Origin of the sequence: Klebsiella sp. CD33, from assembly GCF_051992865.1 — a bacterium.
Taxonomy (GTDB): Bacteria; Pseudomonadota; Gammaproteobacteria; order Enterobacterales; family Enterobacteriaceae; genus Klebsiella; species Klebsiella pneumoniae.
On the sequence record NZ_CP197023.1, the window covers coordinates 3,859,189 to 3,880,130 of the forward strand.

At 54.2% G+C, this 20,942-nt stretch carries 16 protein-coding genes and 2 pseudogenes; 5 read left to right on the top strand and 13 right to left on the bottom strand.

The genetic code is table 11. The features are described from left to right. Window positions 1-45 precede the first annotated feature (45 nt). The 4 genes from ACR809_RS19035 to ACR809_RS19050 are packed head-to-tail and all read right to left on the bottom strand — an operon-like array spanning window position 46 to window position 4,696. Window positions 46-939 carry a carbamate kinase gene (locus tag ACR809_RS19035; protein WP_012737544.1) on the bottom strand — a complete coding sequence of 298 codons (894 nt, stop codon included), beginning with the start codon at window positions 937-939 and terminating at the stop codon, window positions 46-48. Window positions 940-947: 8 nt separating this feature from the next. Then, a complete protein-coding gene (locus ACR809_RS19040; protein WP_117023149.1) occupies window positions 948-1,751 on the bottom strand; it encodes a DUF2877 domain-containing protein in 804 nt (267 codons plus the stop codon). A gap of 8 nt (window positions 1,752-1,759) precedes the next feature. Then, window positions 1,760-3,019, bottom strand: coding sequence for a DUF1116 domain-containing protein (locus ACR809_RS19045; RefSeq protein ID WP_012737542.1), 1,260 nt, complete (start codon window positions 3,017-3,019; stop codon window positions 1,760-1,762). 9 nt (window positions 3,020-3,028) lie between these two features. Beyond that, a complete protein-coding gene (locus tag ACR809_RS19050) occupies window positions 3,029-4,696 on the bottom strand; it encodes an acyl-CoA synthetase FdrA (protein ID WP_122051503.1) in 1,668 nt (555 codons plus the stop codon). A gap of 314 nt (window positions 4,697-5,010) precedes the next feature. Here ACR809_RS19050 and allD point away from each other — a divergent pair, with 314 nt between their 5' ends. The 5 genes and pseudogenes from allD to allE form a co-directional block, all read left to right on the top strand. Next, window positions 5,011-6,060 carry an ureidoglycolate dehydrogenase gene (gene allD / locus ACR809_RS19055; protein WP_012737540.1) on the top strand — a complete coding sequence of 350 codons (1,050 nt, stop codon included), beginning with the start codon at window positions 5,011-5,013 and terminating at the stop codon, window positions 6,058-6,060. Between the two features lie 21 nt (window positions 6,061-6,081). Then, window positions 6,082-7,317, top strand: a complete 1,236-nt coding sequence (allC, locus tag ACR809_RS19060) for an allantoate deiminase (protein WP_012737539.1) — start codon at window positions 6,082-6,084, stop codon at window positions 7,315-7,317. 10 nt (window positions 7,318-7,327) lie between these two features. After that, window positions 7,328-7,588, top strand: a pseudogene (locus tag ACR809_RS19065) ((S)-ureidoglycine aminohydrolase); the annotation flags it as partial. A 27-nt stretch (window positions 7,589-7,615) separates the two neighbouring features. Further along, entirely contained in the window at window positions 7,616-8,584 is a 969-nt protein-coding gene (locus ACR809_RS19070) for an IS5-like element IS903B family transposase (RefSeq protein ID WP_162992557.1), read from the top strand. A 58-nt stretch (window positions 8,585-8,642) separates the two neighbouring features. Then, a pseudogene (gene allE, locus ACR809_RS19075) lies at window positions 8,643-9,176 on the top strand ((S)-ureidoglycine aminohydrolase); the annotation flags it as partial. Window positions 9,177-9,392: 216 nt separating this feature from the next. Here allE and glxK read toward each other — a convergent pair. The 9 genes from glxK to allR form a co-directional block, all read right to left on the bottom strand. Further along, a complete protein-coding gene (gene glxK / locus ACR809_RS19080; protein ID WP_117023150.1) occupies window positions 9,393-10,538 on the bottom strand; it encodes a glycerate 3-kinase in 1,146 nt (381 codons plus the stop codon). 17 nt (window positions 10,539-10,555) lie between these two features. After that, window positions 10,556-11,866: a uracil/xanthine transporter gene (locus tag ACR809_RS19085; RefSeq protein WP_021466558.1), complete on the bottom strand. Its 1,311-nt coding sequence runs from the start codon at window positions 11,864-11,866 to the stop codon at window positions 10,556-10,558. A 185-nt stretch (window positions 11,867-12,051) separates the two neighbouring features. Beyond that, entirely contained in the window at window positions 12,052-13,413 is a 1,362-nt protein-coding gene (gene allB / locus ACR809_RS19090; RefSeq protein ID WP_122051506.1) for an allantoinase AllB, read from the bottom strand. 129 nt (window positions 13,414-13,542) lie between these two features. Then, window positions 13,543-14,997, bottom strand: a complete 1,455-nt coding sequence (locus tag ACR809_RS19095; protein WP_048264408.1) for an allantoin transporter — start codon at window positions 14,995-14,997, stop codon at window positions 13,543-13,545. A 77-nt stretch (window positions 14,998-15,074) separates the two neighbouring features. Next, on the bottom strand, window positions 15,075-16,331 hold the full coding sequence (locus tag ACR809_RS19100; protein WP_040222130.1) for an MFS transporter: 1,257 nt from the start codon (window positions 16,329-16,331) through the stop codon (window positions 15,075-15,077). A gap of 54 nt (window positions 16,332-16,385) precedes the next feature. Then, on the bottom strand, window positions 16,386-17,264 hold the full coding sequence (gene glxR, locus ACR809_RS19105; protein WP_012737532.1) for a 2-hydroxy-3-oxopropionate reductase: 879 nt from the start codon (window positions 17,262-17,264) through the stop codon (window positions 16,386-16,388). A 119-nt stretch (window positions 17,265-17,383) separates the two neighbouring features. Continuing rightward, window positions 17,384-18,160: a hydroxypyruvate isomerase gene (gene hyi / locus ACR809_RS19110; RefSeq protein WP_012737531.1), complete on the bottom strand. Its 777-nt coding sequence runs from the start codon at window positions 18,158-18,160 to the stop codon at window positions 17,384-17,386. Between the two features lie 13 nt (window positions 18,161-18,173). Continuing rightward, entirely contained in the window at window positions 18,174-19,955 is a 1,782-nt protein-coding gene (gene gcl, locus ACR809_RS19115) for a glyoxylate carboligase (protein WP_014907964.1), read from the bottom strand. A gap of 87 nt (window positions 19,956-20,042) precedes the next feature. Continuing rightward, on the bottom strand, window positions 20,043-20,861 hold the full coding sequence (allR, locus tag ACR809_RS19120; RefSeq protein WP_012737529.1) for an HTH-type transcriptional repressor AllR: 819 nt from the start codon (window positions 20,859-20,861) through the stop codon (window positions 20,043-20,045). Window positions 20,862-20,942: the final 81 nt, after the last annotated feature.

Consider the following 20,942-nt stretch of genomic DNA (forward strand, 5'->3'; position numbering starts at 1 on the left):
CAAAATGCACGATATTCAGACATCCTCACCGCCGGTAGTCCCACGTCAGGGCTTGATACAGGTTCCCGCCCGCCCGGCGAGAGTCTCCTCAATGCGTGATAACGCACCAATCCACGCCCGCTTGCCTCTGCGGCGAACATAGCTGCTGACTGCCGAAATTTTCGGCCCCATCGCGCCATCGTCGCGAGCAAAAGGCGCCAGCGCTTCCGGGGTCGCTTCACGGATCGGTCGCTGCATTGGGGTGCCCCAGTGTTCATATACCGCATCCGCATCGGTGAGGATCACCAGACCATCGGCATCAATCTGTTCCGCCAGTAGCGCTGCGGCCAAATCTTTATCGATAACCGCCTCTGCGCCCTGTCCGCTCTCGAGCACCGGGATGCCTCCGCCGCCACAGCAGATCACGACATGTCCCTCATTCAGCAGACGCTCAATCGAGTCGCTCTCCTCAATTCTCACCGGCCTTGGCGAGGCGACAACCCGACGCAAGTATTTGCCGTCGCGCTTCATCGTCCAGCCATACTCCTCTTCCAGTTGCTGCTGTAACTCAGGGTCATAGACCGGACCGATAAATTTCTCCGGCGCCGAAAAGGCTGGATCGTTCGATGCCACAGTAATACGCGTCATCACTGTCGATACCGGCGGTACCAACGATTCCTGCGCCAGACATTGGGCCAGCATATAGCCAATCATGCCCTGGCTCTCCGCCACCAGCACGTCCAGCGGGTAAGGTTCAACGTCGCTATAGGCCAGATTTTGCAGCGCCAACAGGCCTACCTGCGGCCCGTTGCCGTGCACAATGGCCAAACGGTAATGCTGCGCCAGACGCGCCAGCGCGGGAACGGCACTGTGAATATTGCGATACTGATTTTCTACCGTCAGCGCTTCTCCGCGCTGTAATAAAGCGTTACCCCCGAGGGCAACAACCAGCGTTTTCATAAAAGTCCTTACATTATTTGTTGCGCCAGCCAGAACCCCAGAAGCGTGTCGGCACCAGAGGTGTGCCCCATCGCCAGCAGGGCTTCGACGGCAGGTTCAATTCGTCGTCCGCACTGAAGCGCGTTAACAACATGCAGTAGCGGTGAAGCGAAGCATCCCTTACTGGCGTAGCGTAAATAGTTGACGCTGACCTGCGTTGTGGCAGCATGCAGATCGCCGGAGGCATGAAAGAAATGGTGTCCGCTGTTGCGCGACATCTGTCCAGAACACCACGCGGACAGCATCATGCCGATCAGCATATCGTCCATGCTCGGCGTCAGGCCTGGCCCCTTCCCCAACCACAGCCGCCAGTCAACGGGGCTCCCGGTCAACGCAGAAGCAAAACAGTGGCGTAATTGCCGCAACTCAGGATGATGCGGCAGATGGATAGCCTGCCGCAGCGGCCCAAACAGGCCCGTCTCTTCCGGGCGCTTCATGAGCGCTGCCGGCAGATAAGGGCCATCAGGCTGATATCGAGGCCGCAGGGAGCAGCGCCTGCGTGGCGGTAACAGCAAAAGGTTATCGACCTGAATGCCGTCATCACGCGCTATCGGCAACCCCCCCGCCTTCAGCGCCGCGTGTAAACGGATAAAATCACGGTGACGTAATACCCATCCGCCGGGGCTCACGCCTTGTCCCCGATGATGCAGCGTCAGCATCGCGCCGCCTGCAACATAGAGATTGATGGTGCGCTGCCAGAGGCCGCCGGTTCGCCACGGCTGGCGATGGTCCGGCGCGTCAATGCTGCCTGTCAGCGGACGGATCTTATCCATTGCGTGCCTCAGCTCACGCCCAACTCGTCCGCCAGCGCTTCCAGCGCCAGTTCAAAGCAGGCCAGTGGGGCTCTGACGGTTCCGGCGCCAATCTGGCCGATCCCCGCCTCTTTATGCGCGATACCAGTGTTGATAAGCGGTGTAATGCCAGTTTCAACCACCCGGCGAATATCCAACCCCAGACAGGCGCCCTGGAAATCCCAGCCCGGAATTTGCAGTTGCATATTGCGTTCAAGGAAGATTTCCGCCATCTCCTCGGAGACCGATTTCGCCGCCTCCATCCCACCCGCGCCGACAAAGCGAGTGACGCCCGGGGCCGCGATCATCGCCGCCCCGCCGATGCCGAAGGTTTCAGTAATGGCGCTATCGCCCATATCCGGGTTGGCCTGCTCCTGCGAGAAACCAGTGAAAAACAGCCCCTGCGGCGTATTGACCGGCGCGGTAAACCAACGGTCGCCCAGCCCGCTGACGCGAATACCAAACATATCGCCGTTGCGGGTCATCGCGGTGACGATACTGCCCGCGCGGACCTGCGCCCCGGCATCCATCGCCGATTTACAGTAGGCCATCGCCAGGTTGAGAAAGAACTGATCGGTAATGGCGAGGAAATCCATCACTTCAGCTATCTGCTGTTTGTCGTGATTAAGGCGCGCCAGATGCGGCGCCAGCGTGCGCATTAGCAGCGCGGAGGTGGCGATATTACGCTGGTGAAACTCATCCCCCATGGTGATGCCCTGCGCCATCATCGCCGTCAAATCGATGCCGCGCTCCATCTGTTTCAGAGCCGCGCTAAGCACCGGCATCAGCACATCGCGCATCCAGCGCAGGCGCTGCTGCACATCTTCGCCGTAAGCGCCGAAACGCATCACCTTGCCAATCCCTTCGTTCAGGTTGCAATAGGCGCGGTTGCCTTCAGCGATATTTTCCACCACCAGCATCGGCATGTTCGGCGAAGTAATGCCGCCCATTGGCCCCACGGCGTTAACGTGATGGCATGGAATAAAGGTAATTTCGCCGCTTTCCAGCATCGCATGGGCAGTTTTTTCATCCTGCGCCCAGCCTTCGAACAGGCATGCGCCAATGCAGGCCCCTTTCATTGGGCCGGTCATCGCCTGCCAGCGCATCGGCGGCCCGGCGTGGAGCAACGTTTTGTTCTGATTCAGCGCCCCGATTAGCGCACCTGCCGGCTTCACATCCAGCCAGTGCGGACGTGCATTCCGAATTCGTTCAATTACTGCCTCATTGGCCTGCGCCACTGATGTAAACATAGGGACCTCTTATTGCAAACGCTCTAATAAACGAGCCAGTTTTTTATTTCCTCCGGCAATCGGCGCCCACTGATAGTGAACAACCGGCGTTCCGGCGGACTGTAAATCGATCGCAAAACTGCGCAGACCGGCATTAATTACCGCCACCCCATCCAGCAGACTGGAACGCGGTGCGGGCTCCGCCATCCGCTGAGGGCTAATCAGCGCAACAGCAAGCAGTGCGGCTTCCGGGAGGCTATCGACCACCACCACGCCGGCATCTTCCAGCTCGGCAATCTGACGGGAACGACACTGCGGGTCATTTTCGGTACCGGTCACGGTCGCGATAACGTGCAGCGGATGGCTTTCACTCCTCAATGCCCAGGCCAGCCGGCATGCTTCCACCAGCGATCCCGCCGGGTCGACGGTGGCGCCATAGCCAATCACCACATCCAGCAGCAATACGCCCACCTGCGTTTGCTCGCCGAGCTCGGCAATCAGTTGGTTACGCAGGGAGGGATCAATCATCGGGTGTGGACGACCAACGGTGTAGAAATCATCGCCGAGGTCGACGATCTGGTGGCCCAGAGCGTTGAGCATCATGCCCTGCGGGTGATGCTCATCGGGAGTGATGTTCAGGCGCTCAGCCAGCAGCCCGGCAGATTCCGCCGCCAACGTGCCGCCGGTATATAATCCGCGGATATGCTTATCCGCGACTGCGGTCAGATTTTCCTGGTGGCGTACCACTCGGGCCAACAGACACGCCAGCCGACCGGCCTCGTCCAGCGTGCGGGCAAACCAGACGTTTTCATCGCGGTTGACTGGCGAGACATAGCCAAGAAATAGCGCCACCACCGGTTTAGCACTGCGTTTCATTGCGTTAATTATCTTCAGGCGCACCGCCTCATCAGGTGGCTTGGATACAAAGGCCAGTACCTGGCTCTGCGCATCCTGGGTTAGCATTTCCAGCGCCGTTTGCGCACTAAGGCCCCCCACTTCCGCGCTCAGATCACGGCCGCCGAGACCTATCGCATGGCTGATCCCTTCGCCGCCGAGGGCAATTTGCGAGACCAGTTCCTGGATACCGGTACCGGAGGCGCCAATCACCCCGATATTGCCCTCTGGTGTAACGTTGGCGAAGGCCAGCGGGGTGCCGGCGATCATGGCGGTGCCGCAGTCAGGTCCCATCACCAACAATCCTTTCTCACGGGCGCGGGTTTTGAGGGCAATTTCATCTTCCAGGGTGACGTTGTCGGAGAAAATCATCACGCTTTTCTCACTACTGAGCGCCTGATGGGCCAGCTCCGCGGCATATTCTCCGGCAACAGAAATTAAGGTCATATTGGCCTGCGGCAGTTTTTGCATCGCGCTTTGCCAGCGGCGAACCACGTTCAGACTCTGACTTTGTCCGCTTCCCTGCGCCAGGGCGGATAAGGCGTCATCCAGGCGGGCGATAATCATTTCCGTCACCGATGCATCTGCGCAATCGGTACGGATCGCCACGCAAATATCATTCGGCGTCGCCGTGGCAAAATCGTCATGCCAAAAACCGGTAGTTTCCAGCAGCGCTTTATTTGCCGGCGTGCCCATCATGACCGAAACATCGTCGACATTTTCTGACTCACTCAGCTTACGTGAAATAATCATTAAACTGACTGAATCCTGAAAACAGCCCTTTTTAATAAAGGCATGGATCATAATAACTCCCCAATAATTGCACCCATTGCAATTGAATGAGCATGGTTAATCTGCAATCAGGCTAACGGGATGGAATTATCAATGGCGTGACCAAAATCACATGAGGATTATTACTACAGGCTTTCAAACAAACCGCCTGACATTAGCAGTGATTTTTTAATAAATCGATTACACGGCCATTTATGACAAATCCATTACGATTATCAAATAAAATCTAACACTGGTCATTTAACTATACAGATCACAATTTCAGTTTCTTTTCCCCGTATTTTAGTCAGCAGTCAGGCTCTACACCGTCGTTAAAAGGAAGACAGATGAAAGTCAGTCGGGAAACACTTCATCAGCTTATTGCTAATAAGCTGAACGCAGCAGGACTCACTCATAATCACGCGGATATTATTGCCGATGTGTTGGTTTATGCCGATGCCAGAGGCATTCATTCGCACGGCGCGGTTCGTGTTGAATATTATGCTGAACGAATTTCAAAAGGCGGCACCAATCGTCATCCCACCTTTAGCTTTGAAAAAACCGGTCCCTGCAGCGGCATTTTGCATGCCGATAACGCCGCCGGCCAGGTCGCCGCCAAAATGGGCATGGAACATGCCATTGAGATCGCCCGGCAAAATGGCATAGCCGTAGTGGGTATCCGGCGCATGGGACACAGCGGGGCCATCTCGTACTTCACGCAGCAGGCGGCTCGCGCCGGGCTGATTGGCCTCTCGCTGTGTCAGTCAGACCCGATGGTCGTCCCTTTTGGCGGAGCGGAGATCTACTACGGCACCAACCCGCTGGCCTTCGCCGCTCCCGGCGAGGGCGACGATATCATCACCTTCGATATGGCCACCACCGTCCAGGCGTGGGGAAAGATCCTTGATGCTCGTTCTCGCCATGAAAGCATTCCCGATAGCTGGGCGGTGGACAAAAACGGCGCCCCAACCACGGATCCTTTTGCCGTCCATGCTCTGCTTCCTGCCGCCGGTCCCAAAGGTTACGGGCTGATGATGATGATTGACGTCCTATCCGGCATTTTGCTCAACCTTCCGTTTGGTCGCCAGGTCAGCTCGATGTACGACAACCTTAGCCAGGGACGTGAGTTAGGACAATTGCATATCGTGATTAATCCTGACTTTTTCTCCTCCAGCGCTTTATTTCGCCAGCACATTAGCGACACCATGCGCGAATTAAGCGCCATTACGCCAGCACCTGGATTTAGTCAGGTTTATTACCCGGGGCAGAATCTGGATATCAATGAGAAAAACAGCGCTGTCAACGGGATCGAAATCGTTGATGAGATTTATGACTATCTGGTTTCAGACGCTTTATATAACCGCTCTTATGAAACCAATTCCCCTTTTGCTCAATAAAATAAGTAACAGGAGTTATGTATGACTCATTCTTTTCGACAGGCAATTGAAGAGACATTGCCCTGGCTTTCCTCTTTCGGCGCCGACCCTACCGGCGGACTTACCCGTTTGCTTTATTCGCCGGAGTGGTTGCAGGCGCAGCAGGCGTTTAAACAAAAGATGAGCGACAGCGGGCTGGAAACACGCTTCGATGAAGTCGGTAACCTTTATGGCCGCCTGCCCGGTAGCCGTTTTCCCGACGACGTTATCCTCAGCGGTTCGCATATTGATAGCGTCGTCAACGGCGGCAATCTTGACGGTCAGTTTGGCGCGCTGGCGGCCTGGCTGGCGGTCCGCTGGCTAAAAGAGACCTACGGGGCACCGCTGCGTACCGTGGAGGTGCTGGCGTTAGCGGAAGAAGAAGGCAGCCGCTTCCCTTACGTCTTCTGGGGCAGCAAAAATATCGTCGGCATCGCTAACCCGGCGGACGTGCGTGAGATTAAAGACGCCAAAGGCGTGGCGTTTGTCGATGCTATGAAGCAGTGTGGCTTTAGCCTGCCCACCGCCCCGCTGGCGCCGCGCCGGGATATTAAAGCCTTCGTTGAACTGCATATCGAACAGGGCCGCGTGCTGGAAACCAACAAGCAGTCCATCGGCGTGGTCAACGCCATCGTCGGTCAACGCCGCTACACCATTACCCTCAACGGCGAATCTAACCATGCCGGCACCACCCCAATGGGCTACCGCCGCGACACCGTCCATGCTTTCAGCCGCATCTGCTGCGAATCCATCGCCAAAGCGAAAGCCCACGGCGACCCTCTGGTGCTTACTTTCGGTAAAGTCGACCCGCAGCCGAATACGGTCAACGTGGTGCCGGGTAAAACGATCTTTACCATGGACTGCCGCCACACCGATGCCCTTGCATTAACGGCATTTACTGAAATGATCGAAGGCGATATGCGGCGGATCTGCGAGGAAATGGATATTGGCATCGAAATCGACCTGTGGATGGATGAAGCCCCGGTTCCCATGGACAAAAGACTGGTCGCCCAACTCACTGCCCTGTGCGAAAAGGAGAAGGTGAATTTCCGCGTGATGCACAGCGGCGCGGGACACGACGCGCAAATTTTCGCCCCCTGCTTCCCCACCTGCATGATCTTTATGCCAAGCATCAAAGGCATCAGCCATAACCCGGCTGAAAGTACGCATATAGAGGATTTGGCGGAAGGGGTAAAAACGCTCGCCTTAATGTTGCATCAACTGGCCTGGACTGAATAAGGAATAAAATATGGGTTATTTAAATAATGTGGTTGGCTATCGCGATGATTTACTGGCCAGCCGTTCCATCGTACGCCACGGCAATTATGCCCTGCTGACGCCGGACGGTCTGGTCAAAAATATTATTCCGGATTTTGCTAACTGTGATGTGACTATTCTGTCGACGCCGAAATTAGGCGCATCCTTCGTTGATTATCTGGTGACGCTACATGAAAATGGCGGTAATAAAAGCGGGTTTGGCGGCGATGGCATTGAGACCTTCCTGTGGCTTTGTTGAATAAATCGAACTTTTGCTGAGTTGAAGGATCAGATCACGTATCTTCCCGACAACGCAGACCGTTCCGTGGCAAAGCAAAAGTTCAAAATCACCAACTGGCCCACCTACAATAAAGCCCTCATCAACCGTGGCTCCATAACTTTCTGGCTGGATGATGAAGCTATTCAGGCCTGGTATGAGTCGGCAGCGCCTTCTTCACGAGGCAGACCTCAGCGCTATTCTGACCTTGCCATCACGACTGTGCTGGTCATTAAACGCGTATTCAGGCTGACCCTGCGCGCTGCGCAGGGCTTTATTGATTCCATTTTTTCTCTGATGAACGTTCCGCTACGCTGCCCGGATTACAGCTGTGTCAGCAGGCGGGCAAAGTCGGTTAATGTCAGTTTCAAAACGCCCACCCGGGGTGAAATCGCATACCTGGTAATTGATTCCACCGGGCTGAAGGTCTTCGGTGAAGGCGAGTGGAAAGTCAAAAAGCATGGCCAGGAACGCCGCCGTATCTGGCGTAAGCTGCATCTCGCCGTTGACAGTAAAACACATGAAATCATCTGCGCTGACCTGTCGCTGAACAACGTTACGGACTCAGAGGCCTTCCCCGGGTTAATCCGGCAAACCCACCGGAAAATCAGGTCAGCCGCCGCCGATGGCGCTTACGATACCCGGCTATGTCACGATGAACTGCGGCGTAAGAAAATCAGCGCGCTTATCCCTCCCCGAAAAGGTGCGGGTTACTGGCCCGGTGAATATGCAGACCGTAACCGTGCAGTGGCTAATCAGCGAATGACCGGGAGTAATGCGCGGTGGAAATGGACAACAGACTACAACCGTCGCTCGATAGCGGAAACGGCGATGTACCGGGTAAAAGAGCTGTTCGGGGGTTCACTGACGCTGCGTGACTACGATGGTCAGGTTGCGGAGGCTATGGCCCTGGTACGAGCGCTGAACAAAATGACGAAAGCAGGTATGCCTGAAAGCGTGCGTATTGCCTGAAAACACAACCCGCTACGGGGGAGACTTACCCGAAATCTGATTTATTCAACAAAGCCCCTTCCTGTATGTGATTAAGGGGAAAATCACCGCCGGTGCGCAGGGTAAAACCTTTGCGCTGACCGAAGGCGGCTATCTTTACTGCCCACCGGGTGAACGGATGACTTTCAGTAATAGCCATTCAGCCGACAGCCAGCTATTTCTCTATAAGCGCCGCTATATTCCGACAGCGGACCATGCGCCTTATCTGGTCACCGGCAACGTCAGCCAGCTGGAGCGTATTCATTATGAAGGAATGGAAGATGTTGTTCTGATCGACTTCCTGCCAAAAGAGCTGGGCTTCGATATGAATATGCATATCCTCTCTTTCGAGCCGGGCGCCAGCCACGGCTATATCGAAACCCATGTGCAGGAGCACGGCGCCTATATTCTTTCCGGCCAGGGCGTGTATAACCTCGATAACAACTGGGTTCCGGTGAAGAAAGGCGACTATATCTTTATGGGCGCTTATTCCCTACAGGCGGGATACGGCGTCGGGCGTGAGGCGTTCAGCTATATCTACTCGAAAGATTGCAACCGCGACGTTGAGATCTGATTGCTAACAAACTGCGCTCGTTGGTATTACCCGGCGGCGCTTTGCTTGCGCGGGCCTACGGGGAAATCTCGCCGCTTTCGTCGGCGGGTTAGGCGTCAGCCGCCACCCGGCGAAATTCGGGCACAATAGCAAAGGCGGATTTGTTACCCATCGCATAAATTTTTTTTGTTTAGCTATGTTGGATTTTGCCACGGTGAGAACCGTGGCATTTTTTATTCAGGCGGGAATGTTCTGGCCGAGCTTGATAGCACAGGCGATATTGCGCGCGCAGGCATACAGATTTTGCTCACCGCGTTCCAGCACTTCGGCAAGCGGCGCCAGCGCGGGCAGAATGCTAAATACCGCATCAATGCCATGCTGATGCACCGCTTCCACGCCGTCCCCCAGAACGCCAGCGATACCGATCACTGGGATGCCATGCTTTTTCGCGAGCCGCGCCACGCCAATCGGCGCTTTGCCGCCGACGGTTTGCGAATCCATTCGCCCTTCACCGGTAATTACCAGATTCGCGTCGCGCAGCGCCTCCTCCAGTTGCATCGCCTCAATCACGATATCGATGCCCGGCTTCAGCGCCGCGTTAAGGAATACGCAAGCTGCCACGCCCATACCGCCCGCCGCGCCGCCGCCGACAATCTTCGTCACCTCCGTACCCGTTGCCGTGAGCAGCACCTGTGCGTAATTTTGCAAACCACGCTCGAGGGCAGCGACCGTCTCAGCGCTGGCTCCTTTTTGCGGCCCAAAGACCGCCGCCGCGCCGCGTTCGCCGAGCAGTGGATTATCAACATCGCAGGCCACATCAATCCGGCATTTGCGCAGGCGCGGGTCGAGGTCGCGTAAGTCAATGCTAGCCAGCCGCGCCAGCGCGCCGCCACCGAATCCTACGCTCTCGCCGCGCTCGTCAAGAAAACGTGCCCCCAGGGCCTGGGCCATGCCCATTCCACCATCTACCGTGGCGCTGCCGCCAATACCGAGGATAATATGGCGAACGCCGGCGTCCAGCGCATGGCGAATCAGCTCCCCAGTCCCGAAGCTGGTGGCCCGCAAGGGATCACGTCTCCCGGCGGGAACCAACATCAGCCCGCTGGCTGCTGCCATTTCAATAAACGCGGTTTGCCCGTCGCCGCTCAGGCCATAGAAGGCGCCTACCACCTCTCCCAGCGGTCCCATCGCCGGCAGCATCACCATTTTGCCGTCGGTCGCCTCAACCATTGCCTCAACCGTCCCCTCGCCGCCGTCGGCGATCGGCAGGCAGATGCACTCCGCCTGGGGGAAAATGGAGACGAAGCCCGCCTTAATCGCCTGAGCGCAGCGACTGGCGCTGACGCTTTCTTTGAACGAGTCTGGTGCAATAATAATTTTCATTGTTCATCCTTTTAATGTCATGACTTAATACGATCCCAGGGAATGAGATTCTCCATGGCTACCGCCAGCAGCACCCCGATTAGTAAGCCGTTACCTAAGAGTGGTCTGATTGTCAGAGGCAACGTCTGGAGATAAACCGGCGGTAGCCCCATCAAAAAAATGCCGACAAATAACGGCAGAGCCAGCCGATAGATATTTCGCGCGGTAAAGGTAATTTGCTTACTGAAAGATAAACTGGAATATAACAACGGCAGGTAAGAGACCAGCATGACCGCACTGCTGATCGGTAAAGGTAGGGTGGTAAAAAAGTGGGTCAGCGGCGTAAATAATCCAACCAGCAGACAGCACAAACAGCCGATAATAAATGGCCGGCACGAGGTGTCGCCAGTTTGAGTTAATAAAGCTGTCGACGAAACAAAGGGGGAAAATGGCACCACGTTGAGCGGAACCGTTATTAATGTTATCAAACCGGAGATTATAAAGCTGCGTCGATAGCGGGTATTACTGGCTCCCTGTTGGGGGTAAAAAACATCGGTGCTGCGAATGGCGCCATAGGTATTGGTAATATTAACCAGTCCCGCCAGCAGGGCGGTTAAAATGATGCCGGGTCGTAGCTGGCCGCCGTAACCCAGCGGGAACCACTGCCAGTGAATGGGGCCTGAGGCTACCGTAGCGGGAGGCATGCGAAACAGCAGATACCAGCCAGCCCAGCCCGCCAGAGTGCCGATCAATAAGGCGTAGCGAGCGATACCATCCGGGAGAAAAATGATCATTCCCAGCACCAGAATCATCACCGACAGCGCCAGGCAAAATGGTGCCAGCTGAATACCCGGATTAACCTGCGTCGAACTAAAGGGCAGCCCAAGCATGCCTTTAAAAAAGATGGTAGTCAGCTGCGCGCCCAGCAGCAGCATGAAAAAGACCATTACCGTTGGGCTGAACAGCTTCGCCAGGCGATGGCCAATGCCACTTACGCCAATAATGATGGTGAGCGCCGCCGAGAAAAATATGCCGACAGCCAGGCTGGAGGCGATGCTGTCGAACGGCGTCCCTCGTGCGGCTTCGCCCACGGTGACCGTCAGAATGGTGCTCCACCACAGGCCCGTCGGTCCTTCCATAATCGCCCGACGATGTCCCAGTAACGCTTGTGCCAGACAGGCCAATCCAGTGGTGATAAACCCGTACTGGGTAAGCGTAATTAACGCGCTGGCAGGGAGCTGAAAAGCAGACTGTAATGTTGGCGGTACCACAACGGTGTTGCAGAAAATAAAGAAGAACCATTGAAACCCCGCCAGGGTGTTACGTTTATTTAGCGGCAATACCACCATGATGAAATCCTGAAAAAGCGCCTGCCGTTAAACAGACGCTAAATATGGAATGGGGCGAGAAACGGTCCCCTCTCCCCTTTTAGGAAGAGGGATAGGGTGAGGGGAAATGTACCCACCAATGCCCTAACCCCGGCCCTCTCCCAAAGAGAGAGGGAGAAAACCTTCCCCAACTTTTTATTCGCCCGTTACTGCTGATGCTTAAGGATAAATTTCCCCTTCGGCTCGCGCGGGAAGCCCTGTTCGATGTCATAGATCACCTCGCCGCGCAGAATGGTTTTAGCAATCCGAGCGCCAATCTTGCGACCCACGTAAGGGCTGACTTTGTGGCGATATTCGAGGTCTTCTGCCCGTAAGACGTAGCTGCTGTTCGGCTGAATAAACACCAGGTCGGCGTCTTTACCCGGGGCAATGCGGCCCTTATGCTTCAGGCCGAAAATATCGGCGGCGTTGGTCGCCATCAGACGGGCAAACTGCGGCAGAGACATACCGCGTTTCTGCACCGCTTCATCGAACATCACGTCCATGCAGTTTTGCAGACCGGCAATCCCGCCCCAGGCCTGCATGATATTGCCAGCCTTCATTTCCGGTGGGCACGGCGAATGGTCGGAGACCAGGCAGTCGATTTCTCCGTTGAACAGTTTTTCCCACATGCCTTTCTGGTTTTCCGCATCGCGGATCGGCGGAGAGCGCTTCGCCAAGGTACCGATCTCTGCAAACTGATCGGTATCCAGTACAAAGTAGTGCGGGCAAGATTCACAAGTCACATCCTGCCCTTCCTGACGGGCGCGGGTCACTTCGGCTACCCCTTCCGGGCTGCTGACATGACACACATGCAAGCGGCAACCGGCGACTTTCGCCAGATACAGAACGCGGCGAATGGCTTCCACTTCGGTGAAGACCGGCCGAGAGGCTACATAATCATGCGCCGTCACGCGGCCTTCCCTTTTCGCCTCTTCGCCTAGCTCGTCGCAGATCAGCGCGTTTTCGCAGTGCACCAGCACGGTCTGCTTCATTTCGGCCAGCTTTTGTATGCCTTTGAAGAACTGCCAATCGTTGACGTCGCGGAAGTCGTTATCGATCCCGCGGTCACCGCAGGTGGCGACGAAGCATTTGAATCCCACCACTCCCACTTCATCCAGCTCATGCAGTCGGTCGAGGTTATAAGAGACCAGGCCGCCAAGCTGCGCGGCATCGATGGTCAGTTTGCCTTTCGCCGCGTCGAATTTCAGCTCAATGGTCTGCCGGTCAACGGTGGCCGGTAGCTGATTCAGCGGCATTTCAATCATCGTGGTGATGCCGCCTTTTGCCGCCGCGCGAGTCCCGGTTTCGTAACCCTCCCAGTGGGTACGACCAGGTTCAGAGATATGCGTATGCGCATCGACCATGCCCGGCGAAACGATCAGCCCCGTGGCATCCATGACCTGCTTCGCCTCGCCCAGGTGCTCACCAATAGCAGCGATTTTACCGTCGTTCACCGCGATATCGACTACCCGGGATTCGTTTTCCAGAATAACAGTGCCGTTTTTAATGATTAAATCAAAAGACATAATAACTCCTTGTATGTGTACAGATGGGTCAGCCGCCATACTTCTGCTGCGACATTGCGTGCCGCAATAACAATGGCTTTGGCCGGTAATGCTTCATCCATGAAATAAACTTTCCTGGTTAAAATTAAATTAACTAACAGTATTTGGCCGTGTCAGATTATTGGGTTGCGCCCGTTTCTTCAGCAAAGCGTACGCAACAAAAGCGACAATAACACCGACAAACCATGACACACGGGAGAAAGGTTCCAGCAAAGGAATAAACTTCCCACCGAGAGATAAAATAACTGCTACAATGGTTACCAGGAATGCGGTAACATTAAAACCATTATCAAAATATTTATAATCCCCTGGTGCGGTATAAAGTTCATCAAGATTTATTTGCCCACGCATAACGATGAAATAGTGAGCCATCATTACACCAATAACCGGCCCCAACATCCCGCCAATAATATCGAGAAAGAGATAAATACTGTCTTGATTCTCCATTAATTTCCATGGGCAAATCAGTAAGCTAATAATACTGGCGATGAGCACGCCATTTTTATAGGTCAGTTTGGCTGGAGCAATCGCCGCGATCTGATAGCCTGCCGGTATAATATTACCGGTAGCGTTGGTGGAAATCGTGGTCATCAATATCACCAGCACCGCAAAGAACGAGGCAAACAGGCTGTCCCATTTCTGCACTATATCCAGCACGTTCCAGGTATCCATACCATAGTGGATACTGGCCCCGGCGATAATACAGACGCCGGCGACCGCAAAAAGAATATAGGCCACCACGAGTCCAAGCGTCTGACCAATAGCCTGCTCGCGAAATGAGCGCGCGTTCTGGGTGAAATCCGAGGCGCTGACTGCCGGAGCGGCCCAGACGGCCACCACCGCATTGATCACCACCAGGAACAAGAAACCGGTATGTTCCGCTTTTGCCACCCCGGTCGGCAGGTAGTCGAGGATCGGGCCGAATCCTACCAGCGAAATGGCCCAGATAGCCATGCCGCCGAAGACGATATAGATGCAGGGGTTGAGGATTGCGGTAAATTTATTCAGCACTTTTCCGCCACCAAAGCCAATCCCGACGTTAATCAACCAGAACACCAGAAAGGCGATCAACCCCGGCAATGACAGCCCCAGCAGCTTAAAATCACCGCCAAGCGTCAGAAACGCAGGCCATAATTTGCCTAATAAGATCAGAAATGCCAGCGATCCGGCGTAGCATTGCAAGCCAAACCACATAATCGCCGCGATACCGCCTCTGAGCAGTCCGGGCAATAATGCACCGCGTACTCCATATGAGGCTCTTAATATCATCGCGAAGGGTACGCCATATTTACTTCCGGCAGCACCGTTAAACACCATGGCCAGGGCAATAATAAAGGCACTTAATATTATCGCCATCATAATGCTAAAAGTGGAAAGTCCAAGGATAAAAAAACCACCCACCATCACATAATTTGGTACGTTGTGTACAGAACCCATCCACAACGTAAAATAATTGAATGTTTTCCAGTTACGCTGAGCGTCTGATTTCGGCAATAGATCATCACTATAGCCCCTGGTTTTGTATAGGTCTTGAGTTTGTTCCATAATTCCCTCTTAATACGCATCGGATTACGTTTGTAGGTTTAGCTATGTGGAACAACAATTTTTATTATTTATTTTTATTATACGGTGATGGACTTTGACGGTATTTTATTCTTGCGCAAGGTAATCAGGGCAAAAATTACCGTCCCGGTAACAACCAGTCCAGCAGACATCACAAAACTAATTTCTTTCGATCCGGTCAGGTCGGAAATAAAGCCGGTGAGCGTCGGTGCAACTACCGCAGAACTCATACCAAAGAAATTAAATAAGCTAAAGGCGCGGCCTAACGTTTTCGCTGACGCCTGCTCGGAGACGAACGAGATAAGAATCGGATCAACGGCCATTTTGCCCAGCAACCCGTACAGTACCAGGCTAATCATCAGCATGGCGGTATTTGGCGACAGAACGGTAAACATCAACATGGCCGCCGCGACTATCTCCAGCCCGAGAATAACTTTGACTTTACTGTCGCGGAATTTATCCGAGAGATGGCTAAAGAACAGCGCGCCCGGCACCCCGACCACCGCCACCAGCGCGGAAGCAAAACCAATCGCCCCACCGTCAAACCCGCGTTCGGTCTGAAGATAAGAGGGTAGCCAGGTCACGATCAGATAGTAGCCGTAGCAGGTACAGAAATAGAGGAAGTACACGCTGCACAGTAATGGCGAGAACAGCGGCGCCGATTTCTCTTCCGCAACCGGCGTTGACGCCGCTGCGTTCGTTTTATTTTCCGCTGCGGCGGGTTCTTTCATTTTGCGGCGAATGACCAGGGTAAACACGCAGAGCATCACCAGCAGAATCGCAGCGACGATAAACAACACGTTTTGCCAGGCCATGTGCATGCTTTTGACCAGAATACTTGAACCAATCAGGCCAATCCCCATGCCAATGGCAGAGCCGCTGTTGATGATGGCGTTCGCCAGCGCCCGGCGTTCCTGCGGCACGTTGGCCGAGGAGAGCGAATAGGCGGAACTAAAGAAGGAGGCGCAACCGGCGCCGGCCAGTAGCGAGCCGATATAAATCAGCGTCAGATTTCCGGCATTAGCGATACTCAGGGTACCGATAATAAATAGCGAAAAACCGCACATCAGCATAATTTTCTGGCCCAGTTTATCCACCAGAATGCCGCAGGGGATCTGCATGCCGCAGTAGGCCAGAAAATAGAAGCTGGCAATCGCGCCAATTTCAGCATTACTGACGTTACCTAATGACGCCTGAATCTCCGGATAAATCGGCGTTAACACGGTACGATAGATCCAAATTGCCACCCAGCCCAGACTCATTACCACGACTATTTTCTTCCAATAGTCGACACCTTTGTTATTGATTGTATCCATAAAGTCACCTGTGAGGTTCAAATAAAGCTGCCGGTTTCGGCAGCTTTACGCTTATTACGCTATTTGATGATTTGCCATTAATTCCAGGGCCTGAATCAGAGACGAATGATCTAACTCGCTCCCTCCATTGGCGGCACAAGTATTAAAAAGTTCCTGACAGGTAGCAGTATTCGGCAGATTAAGCGCCAGGGCTTTAGCGCTCTGCAGAGCCAGATTGAGATCCTTCTGGTGCAGAGAAATTTTAAAGCCTGGATTAAAGGTGCGGTTGAGCATTCTTTCACCGTGCACTTCCAGAATACGTGAGGAAGCGAAACCGCCCATCAAAGCCTGACGAACGCGAGCAGGGTCCGCCCCGGCTTTAGAGGCAAAAACCAGCGCTTCGGACACCGCTTCAATATTCAGCGCGACAATAATTTGATTGGCGACTTTACAGGTCTGACCGTCGCCGTTCCCTCCGACGAGGGTGATATTTTTACCCAAAATATCAAACAGCGGTTTCACGCGGGCAAAGATATTTTCATCGCCGCCAACCATAATGGAGAGCGTGCCTTCACGTGCGCCAATTTCGCCGCCGGAGACCGGCGCATCAAGGTAATCGGCGCCCAGATCCCGCACCTGCTGCGCAAAACGTTTCGTTTCTATCGGCGAGATAGAACTCATATCCACAATAATTTTGCCCTTCAGAACCGCTTTAGCACAACCATGTTCGCCAAACAGCACCTCGGCAACCTGCGGGGTATCGGGTACCATAATAAAAATAATGTCTGACTGCTCCGCCACCTGTTCTGCGCAGGCCAGATGTTGCGCCCCGTGCTTGAGCAATTCGTCAGCAACAGGCCCAATAGTGGTAACGTGCAGTGCATGGCCTGCTTTGGCAAGACGGAGCGCCATCGGGGTGCCCATAATCCCCAAACCAATAAATCCCAGCTTCATAAGTATCCTCTCACAATGTATATTTCGATTTATCTGGGCAATAGCTATCCCTTCCGGTTGTCAGGAAATAAATCCCCTGCGTCTGGAATAATAAATACTGCCCAACGATAAATTAAAAATTAGCGGTAGCGATTAAACCATGTCAGTCCCGCTTCGGTGGTAGTCAATGGTTTATATTCACAACCTACCCAACCGTCATAGTTTGATTTATCAATGAAATTAAAAAGATACTCATAATTAATTTCACCGGTCCCGGGCTCACCTCGATTCGGATTATCCGCGATCTGTAAGTGACCGATACGATTAGCGTAAGTTTGCATCGTATGGGTTAATTCTCCCTCCATACGCTGCATATGGTAAATATCGTACTGAATTTTCAGATTATCATTACCCACTTCATCAATCAGCGCCAACGCCTGATGCGTGGTATTCAGATAAAAGCCCGGCATGTCGAAGTAATTGATCGGCTCAATTAGCAGCAGGATACCTTCCTGGGCCAGCGCGGCGGCGGCAAAACGTAAATTCGCCACCAGCGTTGAGCGAATATGTTCTTCGCGATAACCCACCGGAGTTTTGCCGACCAGACAGTTAATTTTACGATTGCCCAGCGCTTTGGCGTAGCGGATTGCGGCGTCGACACCTTCGCGAAACTCCACTTCGCGGCCTGGAATACAGGCGATGCCTCGTTCCCCTGCCGCCCAGTCACCAGCGGGTAAATTGTGTAAAGTATGTTCCAGCTGGTTGTCGCTCAGCTTTTGCTTTAATAGCTCGGGGGCATAGTCATAGGGAAACATAAATTCAACAGCGCGAAAACCACAGGCCGCCGCTTTCTCAAAGCGATCCAGAAAATCATATTCCTGAAATAACATGGAAAGGTTGGCAGAAAAGCGCAACATAATGTCACCTCATTTATTCATATTTCATGAAACAAGTTTCGGTTGGTGCGTCAATGGCGCTATCGGCAACGTCTTCGAACTCCATGACATTATCCAGTTCGCTGCCCATGGAGATATTGGTTACGCGCTCGAGGATCACTTCCACAACGACCGGCACGCGATAGGCTTTCATCCATGCTTTGGCCTGCTCAAACGCGGGGGCAATATCCTCAGGCTTGAAGACGCGAATTGCTTTACAACCGAGTCCCTCCGCGACCTTCACATGATCGACGCCGTAGCCGTTTACTTCGCTGGAGTTAATATTTTCAAACGCCAGCTGAACGCAGTAGTCCATGTCAAAGGCGCGTTGCGACTGGCGGATCAAGCCGAGATAGGCGTTGTTCACCAGGACATGGATATAGGGAATATTGAACTGGGCGCCTACCGCCAGCTCTTCAATCAGAAACTGGAAGTCGAAGTCGCCGGAAATCGCGACCACGTTGCGCTCAGGATCGGCAGCGCAAACGCCCAACGCAGCGGGAAGCGTCCAGCCCAGCGGCCCCGCCTGACCGCAGTTGATCCAGTGGCGGTCTTTAAACACATGCAGCATCTGCGCGGCGGCGATTTGCGACAGGCCAATGGTGGTGACATAGCATACGTCCCGGCCAAACGCTTTATTCATCTCTTCATAGACGCGCTGCGGTTTAACCGGCACGTTATCGAAGTGGGTTTTACGCAGCAGCGTACGCTTGCGCGCCTGACACTCGCTAACCCAGCTCTCGCGACGCGGCAGGCGACCCTCTTTTTGCATTTGCTGCGCAATGTCTACCAGCTGAATTAACGCCGCTTTGGCATCGGAGACAATGCCTAAGTCCGGGCACAGTACACGGCCAATCTGCGTCGGTTCAATGTCGATATGAATAATTTTGCGGCCTGCGGTGTACTTCTCAACCGAGCCGGTATGACGATTCGCAAAGCGGTTGCCAATCCCGAACACCAGATCTGAGGCCAACAACGTGGCGTTGCCGTAGCGATGCGCGGTTTGTAAGCCGACCATTCCGGCCATCAGTTCGTGGTCGTCCGGTATACAGCCCCAGCCCATCAGGGTCGGGATCACCGGGACATGGGTGATTTCCGCAAATTGTTGCAGCAGCGCGGCGGCATCGGCGTTAATCACCCCGCCACCGGCAACAATCACCGGACGTTCAGCCTGGACTAACAGCGCCAGTGCCTTTTCAATTTGCGGACGCGTGGCGATCGGTTTATAAGCCGGCAGCGGCGAGTAAAGCTCAGGGTCGAATTCGATTTCTGCCACCTGGACATCATAAGGCAAATCGATGAGCACCGGTCCCGGTCTACCGGAGCGCATCAGATGGAAAGCCTGCTGCAGCACGCCCGGAACTAGCGCCGCCTCTCGGACAGTCACCGCCATCTTGGTAACTGGTTTAGCAATAGATTCAATATCCACCGCCTGAAAATCCTCTTTATGCAGGCGCGCGCGCGGCGCCTGGCCGGTGATGCACAGAATCGGAATCGAGTCCGCGGAGGCAGAGTACAGGGCGGTGATCATATCCGTACCCGCCGGACCGGAGGTCCCCAAACAGACACCAATATTACCGGCAGTCGCGCGGGTATAGCCTTCAGCCATATGAGACGCGCCTTCAACATGGCGGGCAAGAATATGGCGGATCCCGCCGTGCTTACGCATCGCAGAATAAAACGGGTTAATAGCCGCGCCAGGCACGCCAAATGCCGTGTTAACCCCTTCTTTTTCCAGAACATACATTGCCGCGTCAACGGCTCTCATTTTTGCCATTTTTACAACCTCACTTTATTGGAAAATTTTTCCAAATCTAAACATAATCAAAAAAGTCCCGCTCAAGTGAGCGGGTTGGATCGGCGATCAGTCGGCCTGGGGTTTAAGGCCCAGCGCGGTACTGATATTCCTTGCCGTCTCCCTTACCAGCTCGCCCTGGCTGACAAAACGGTCCGGGGTTAGCCTGGACGCAGGTCCGGAAATCGAAATGGCCGCTACCACGGAGCCCACATCATCGTAAACCGCTGAAGCAATACAGTTTAATCCTGTCACATGCTCCTCCTGGTCAATGCTGTAGCCGCAGGCTCGCGCCTCATCTAGATTTCGCTGCAGGACCGGCAAATCCACAATCGTCGTCGGCGTAAACCGCTGCAGGCCGGTCTTCACAATCACATCCACCAACTCTTCCGCAGGCAGCGGATACAACAGCGCTTTCCCGGCGCCTGAAGCATGGAGCGGGAGTCGACTGCCGAGCGGCGCGCACATTCGCACCATCGACTTGCACTCCTGCTGGCCAATCAGTACCGCTTCGTTGCCATTGCGAATCGCCACGTTGACTGTCTCCCCCGACATCAGCATCAGCCGCCGCATAAAGGGCCCACCGACGGATAAAACGTCCCGGTTATGGATGTAGGCCGAGCCGATATTGAACGCGCCAAGACCGATATGCCACCAACCTAACTGGCTGTCCTGATAGACAAAATCCGCGCCTTCCAGCACTTTTAGCAGGCGAAAGGTGGTCGATAACGGTAAGTCCAGATTCAGGGAAATATCGCTAACCGACGAGCTGCCGCCGCTCTTTTCCAGGTATTGCAATATCGCGATCCCTCTCTCCAGCGCCTGTGCGCCTTTTTGCGCGGAAGGCTCCTGCTGGCCAGGCCTTCCACGCCTTCTCACTTCTGTCATACCTCGATTATCTCCGGCTCAAAACCTGAGCATAAATAGTGTGTAAGCGCCCACATGTTATGCAAGATAATCGACAGCGTC

Bases quoted from the DNA above. Each gene is read 5' to 3' on its own strand.
- ACR809_RS19035 (WP_012737544.1), bottom strand. From the start codon at position 939: ATGAAAACGCTGGTTGTTGCCCTCGGGGGTAACGCTTTATTACAGCGC.
- ACR809_RS19040 (WP_117023149.1), bottom strand. From the start codon at position 1,751: ATGGATAAGATCCGTCCGCTGACAGGCAGCATTGACGCGCCGGACCAT.
- ACR809_RS19045 (WP_012737542.1), bottom strand. From the start codon at position 3,019: ATGTTTACATCAGTGGCGCAGGCCAATGAGGCAGTAATTGAACGAATT.
- ACR809_RS19050 (WP_122051503.1), bottom strand. From the start codon at position 4,696: ATGATCCATGCCTTTATTAAAAAGGGCTGTTTTCAGGATTCAGTCAGT.
- allD (WP_012737540.1), top strand. From the start codon at position 5,011: ATGAAAGTCAGTCGGGAAACACTTCATCAGCTTATTGCTAATAAGCTG.
- allC (WP_012737539.1), top strand. From the start codon at position 6,082: ATGACTCATTCTTTTCGACAGGCAATTGAAGAGACATTGCCCTGGCTT.
- glxK (WP_117023150.1), bottom strand. From the start codon at position 10,538: ATGAAAATTATTATTGCACCAGACTCGTTCAAAGAAAGCGTCAGCGCC.
- ACR809_RS19085 (WP_021466558.1), bottom strand. From the start codon at position 11,866: ATGGTGGTATTGCCGCTAAATAAACGTAACACCCTGGCGGGGTTTCAA.
- allB (WP_122051506.1), bottom strand. From the start codon at position 13,413: ATGTCTTTTGATTTAATCATTAAAAACGGCACTGTTATTCTGGAAAAC.
- ACR809_RS19095 (WP_048264408.1), bottom strand. From the start codon at position 14,997: ATGGAACAAACTCAAGACCTATACAAAACCAGGGGCTATAGTGATGAT.
- ACR809_RS19100 (WP_040222130.1), bottom strand. From the start codon at position 16,331: ATGGATACAATCAATAACAAAGGTGTCGACTATTGGAAGAAAATAGTC.
- glxR (WP_012737532.1), bottom strand. From the start codon at position 17,264: ATGAAGCTGGGATTTATTGGTTTGGGGATTATGGGCACCCCGATGGCG.
- hyi (WP_012737531.1), bottom strand. From the start codon at position 18,160: ATGTTGCGCTTTTCTGCCAACCTTTCCATGTTATTTCAGGAATATGAT.
- gcl (WP_014907964.1), bottom strand. From the start codon at position 19,955: ATGGCAAAAATGAGAGCCGTTGACGCGGCAATGTATGTTCTGGAAAAA.
- allR (WP_012737529.1), bottom strand. From the start codon at position 20,861: ATGACAGAAGTGAGAAGGCGTGGAAGGCCTGGCCAGCAGGAGCCTTCC.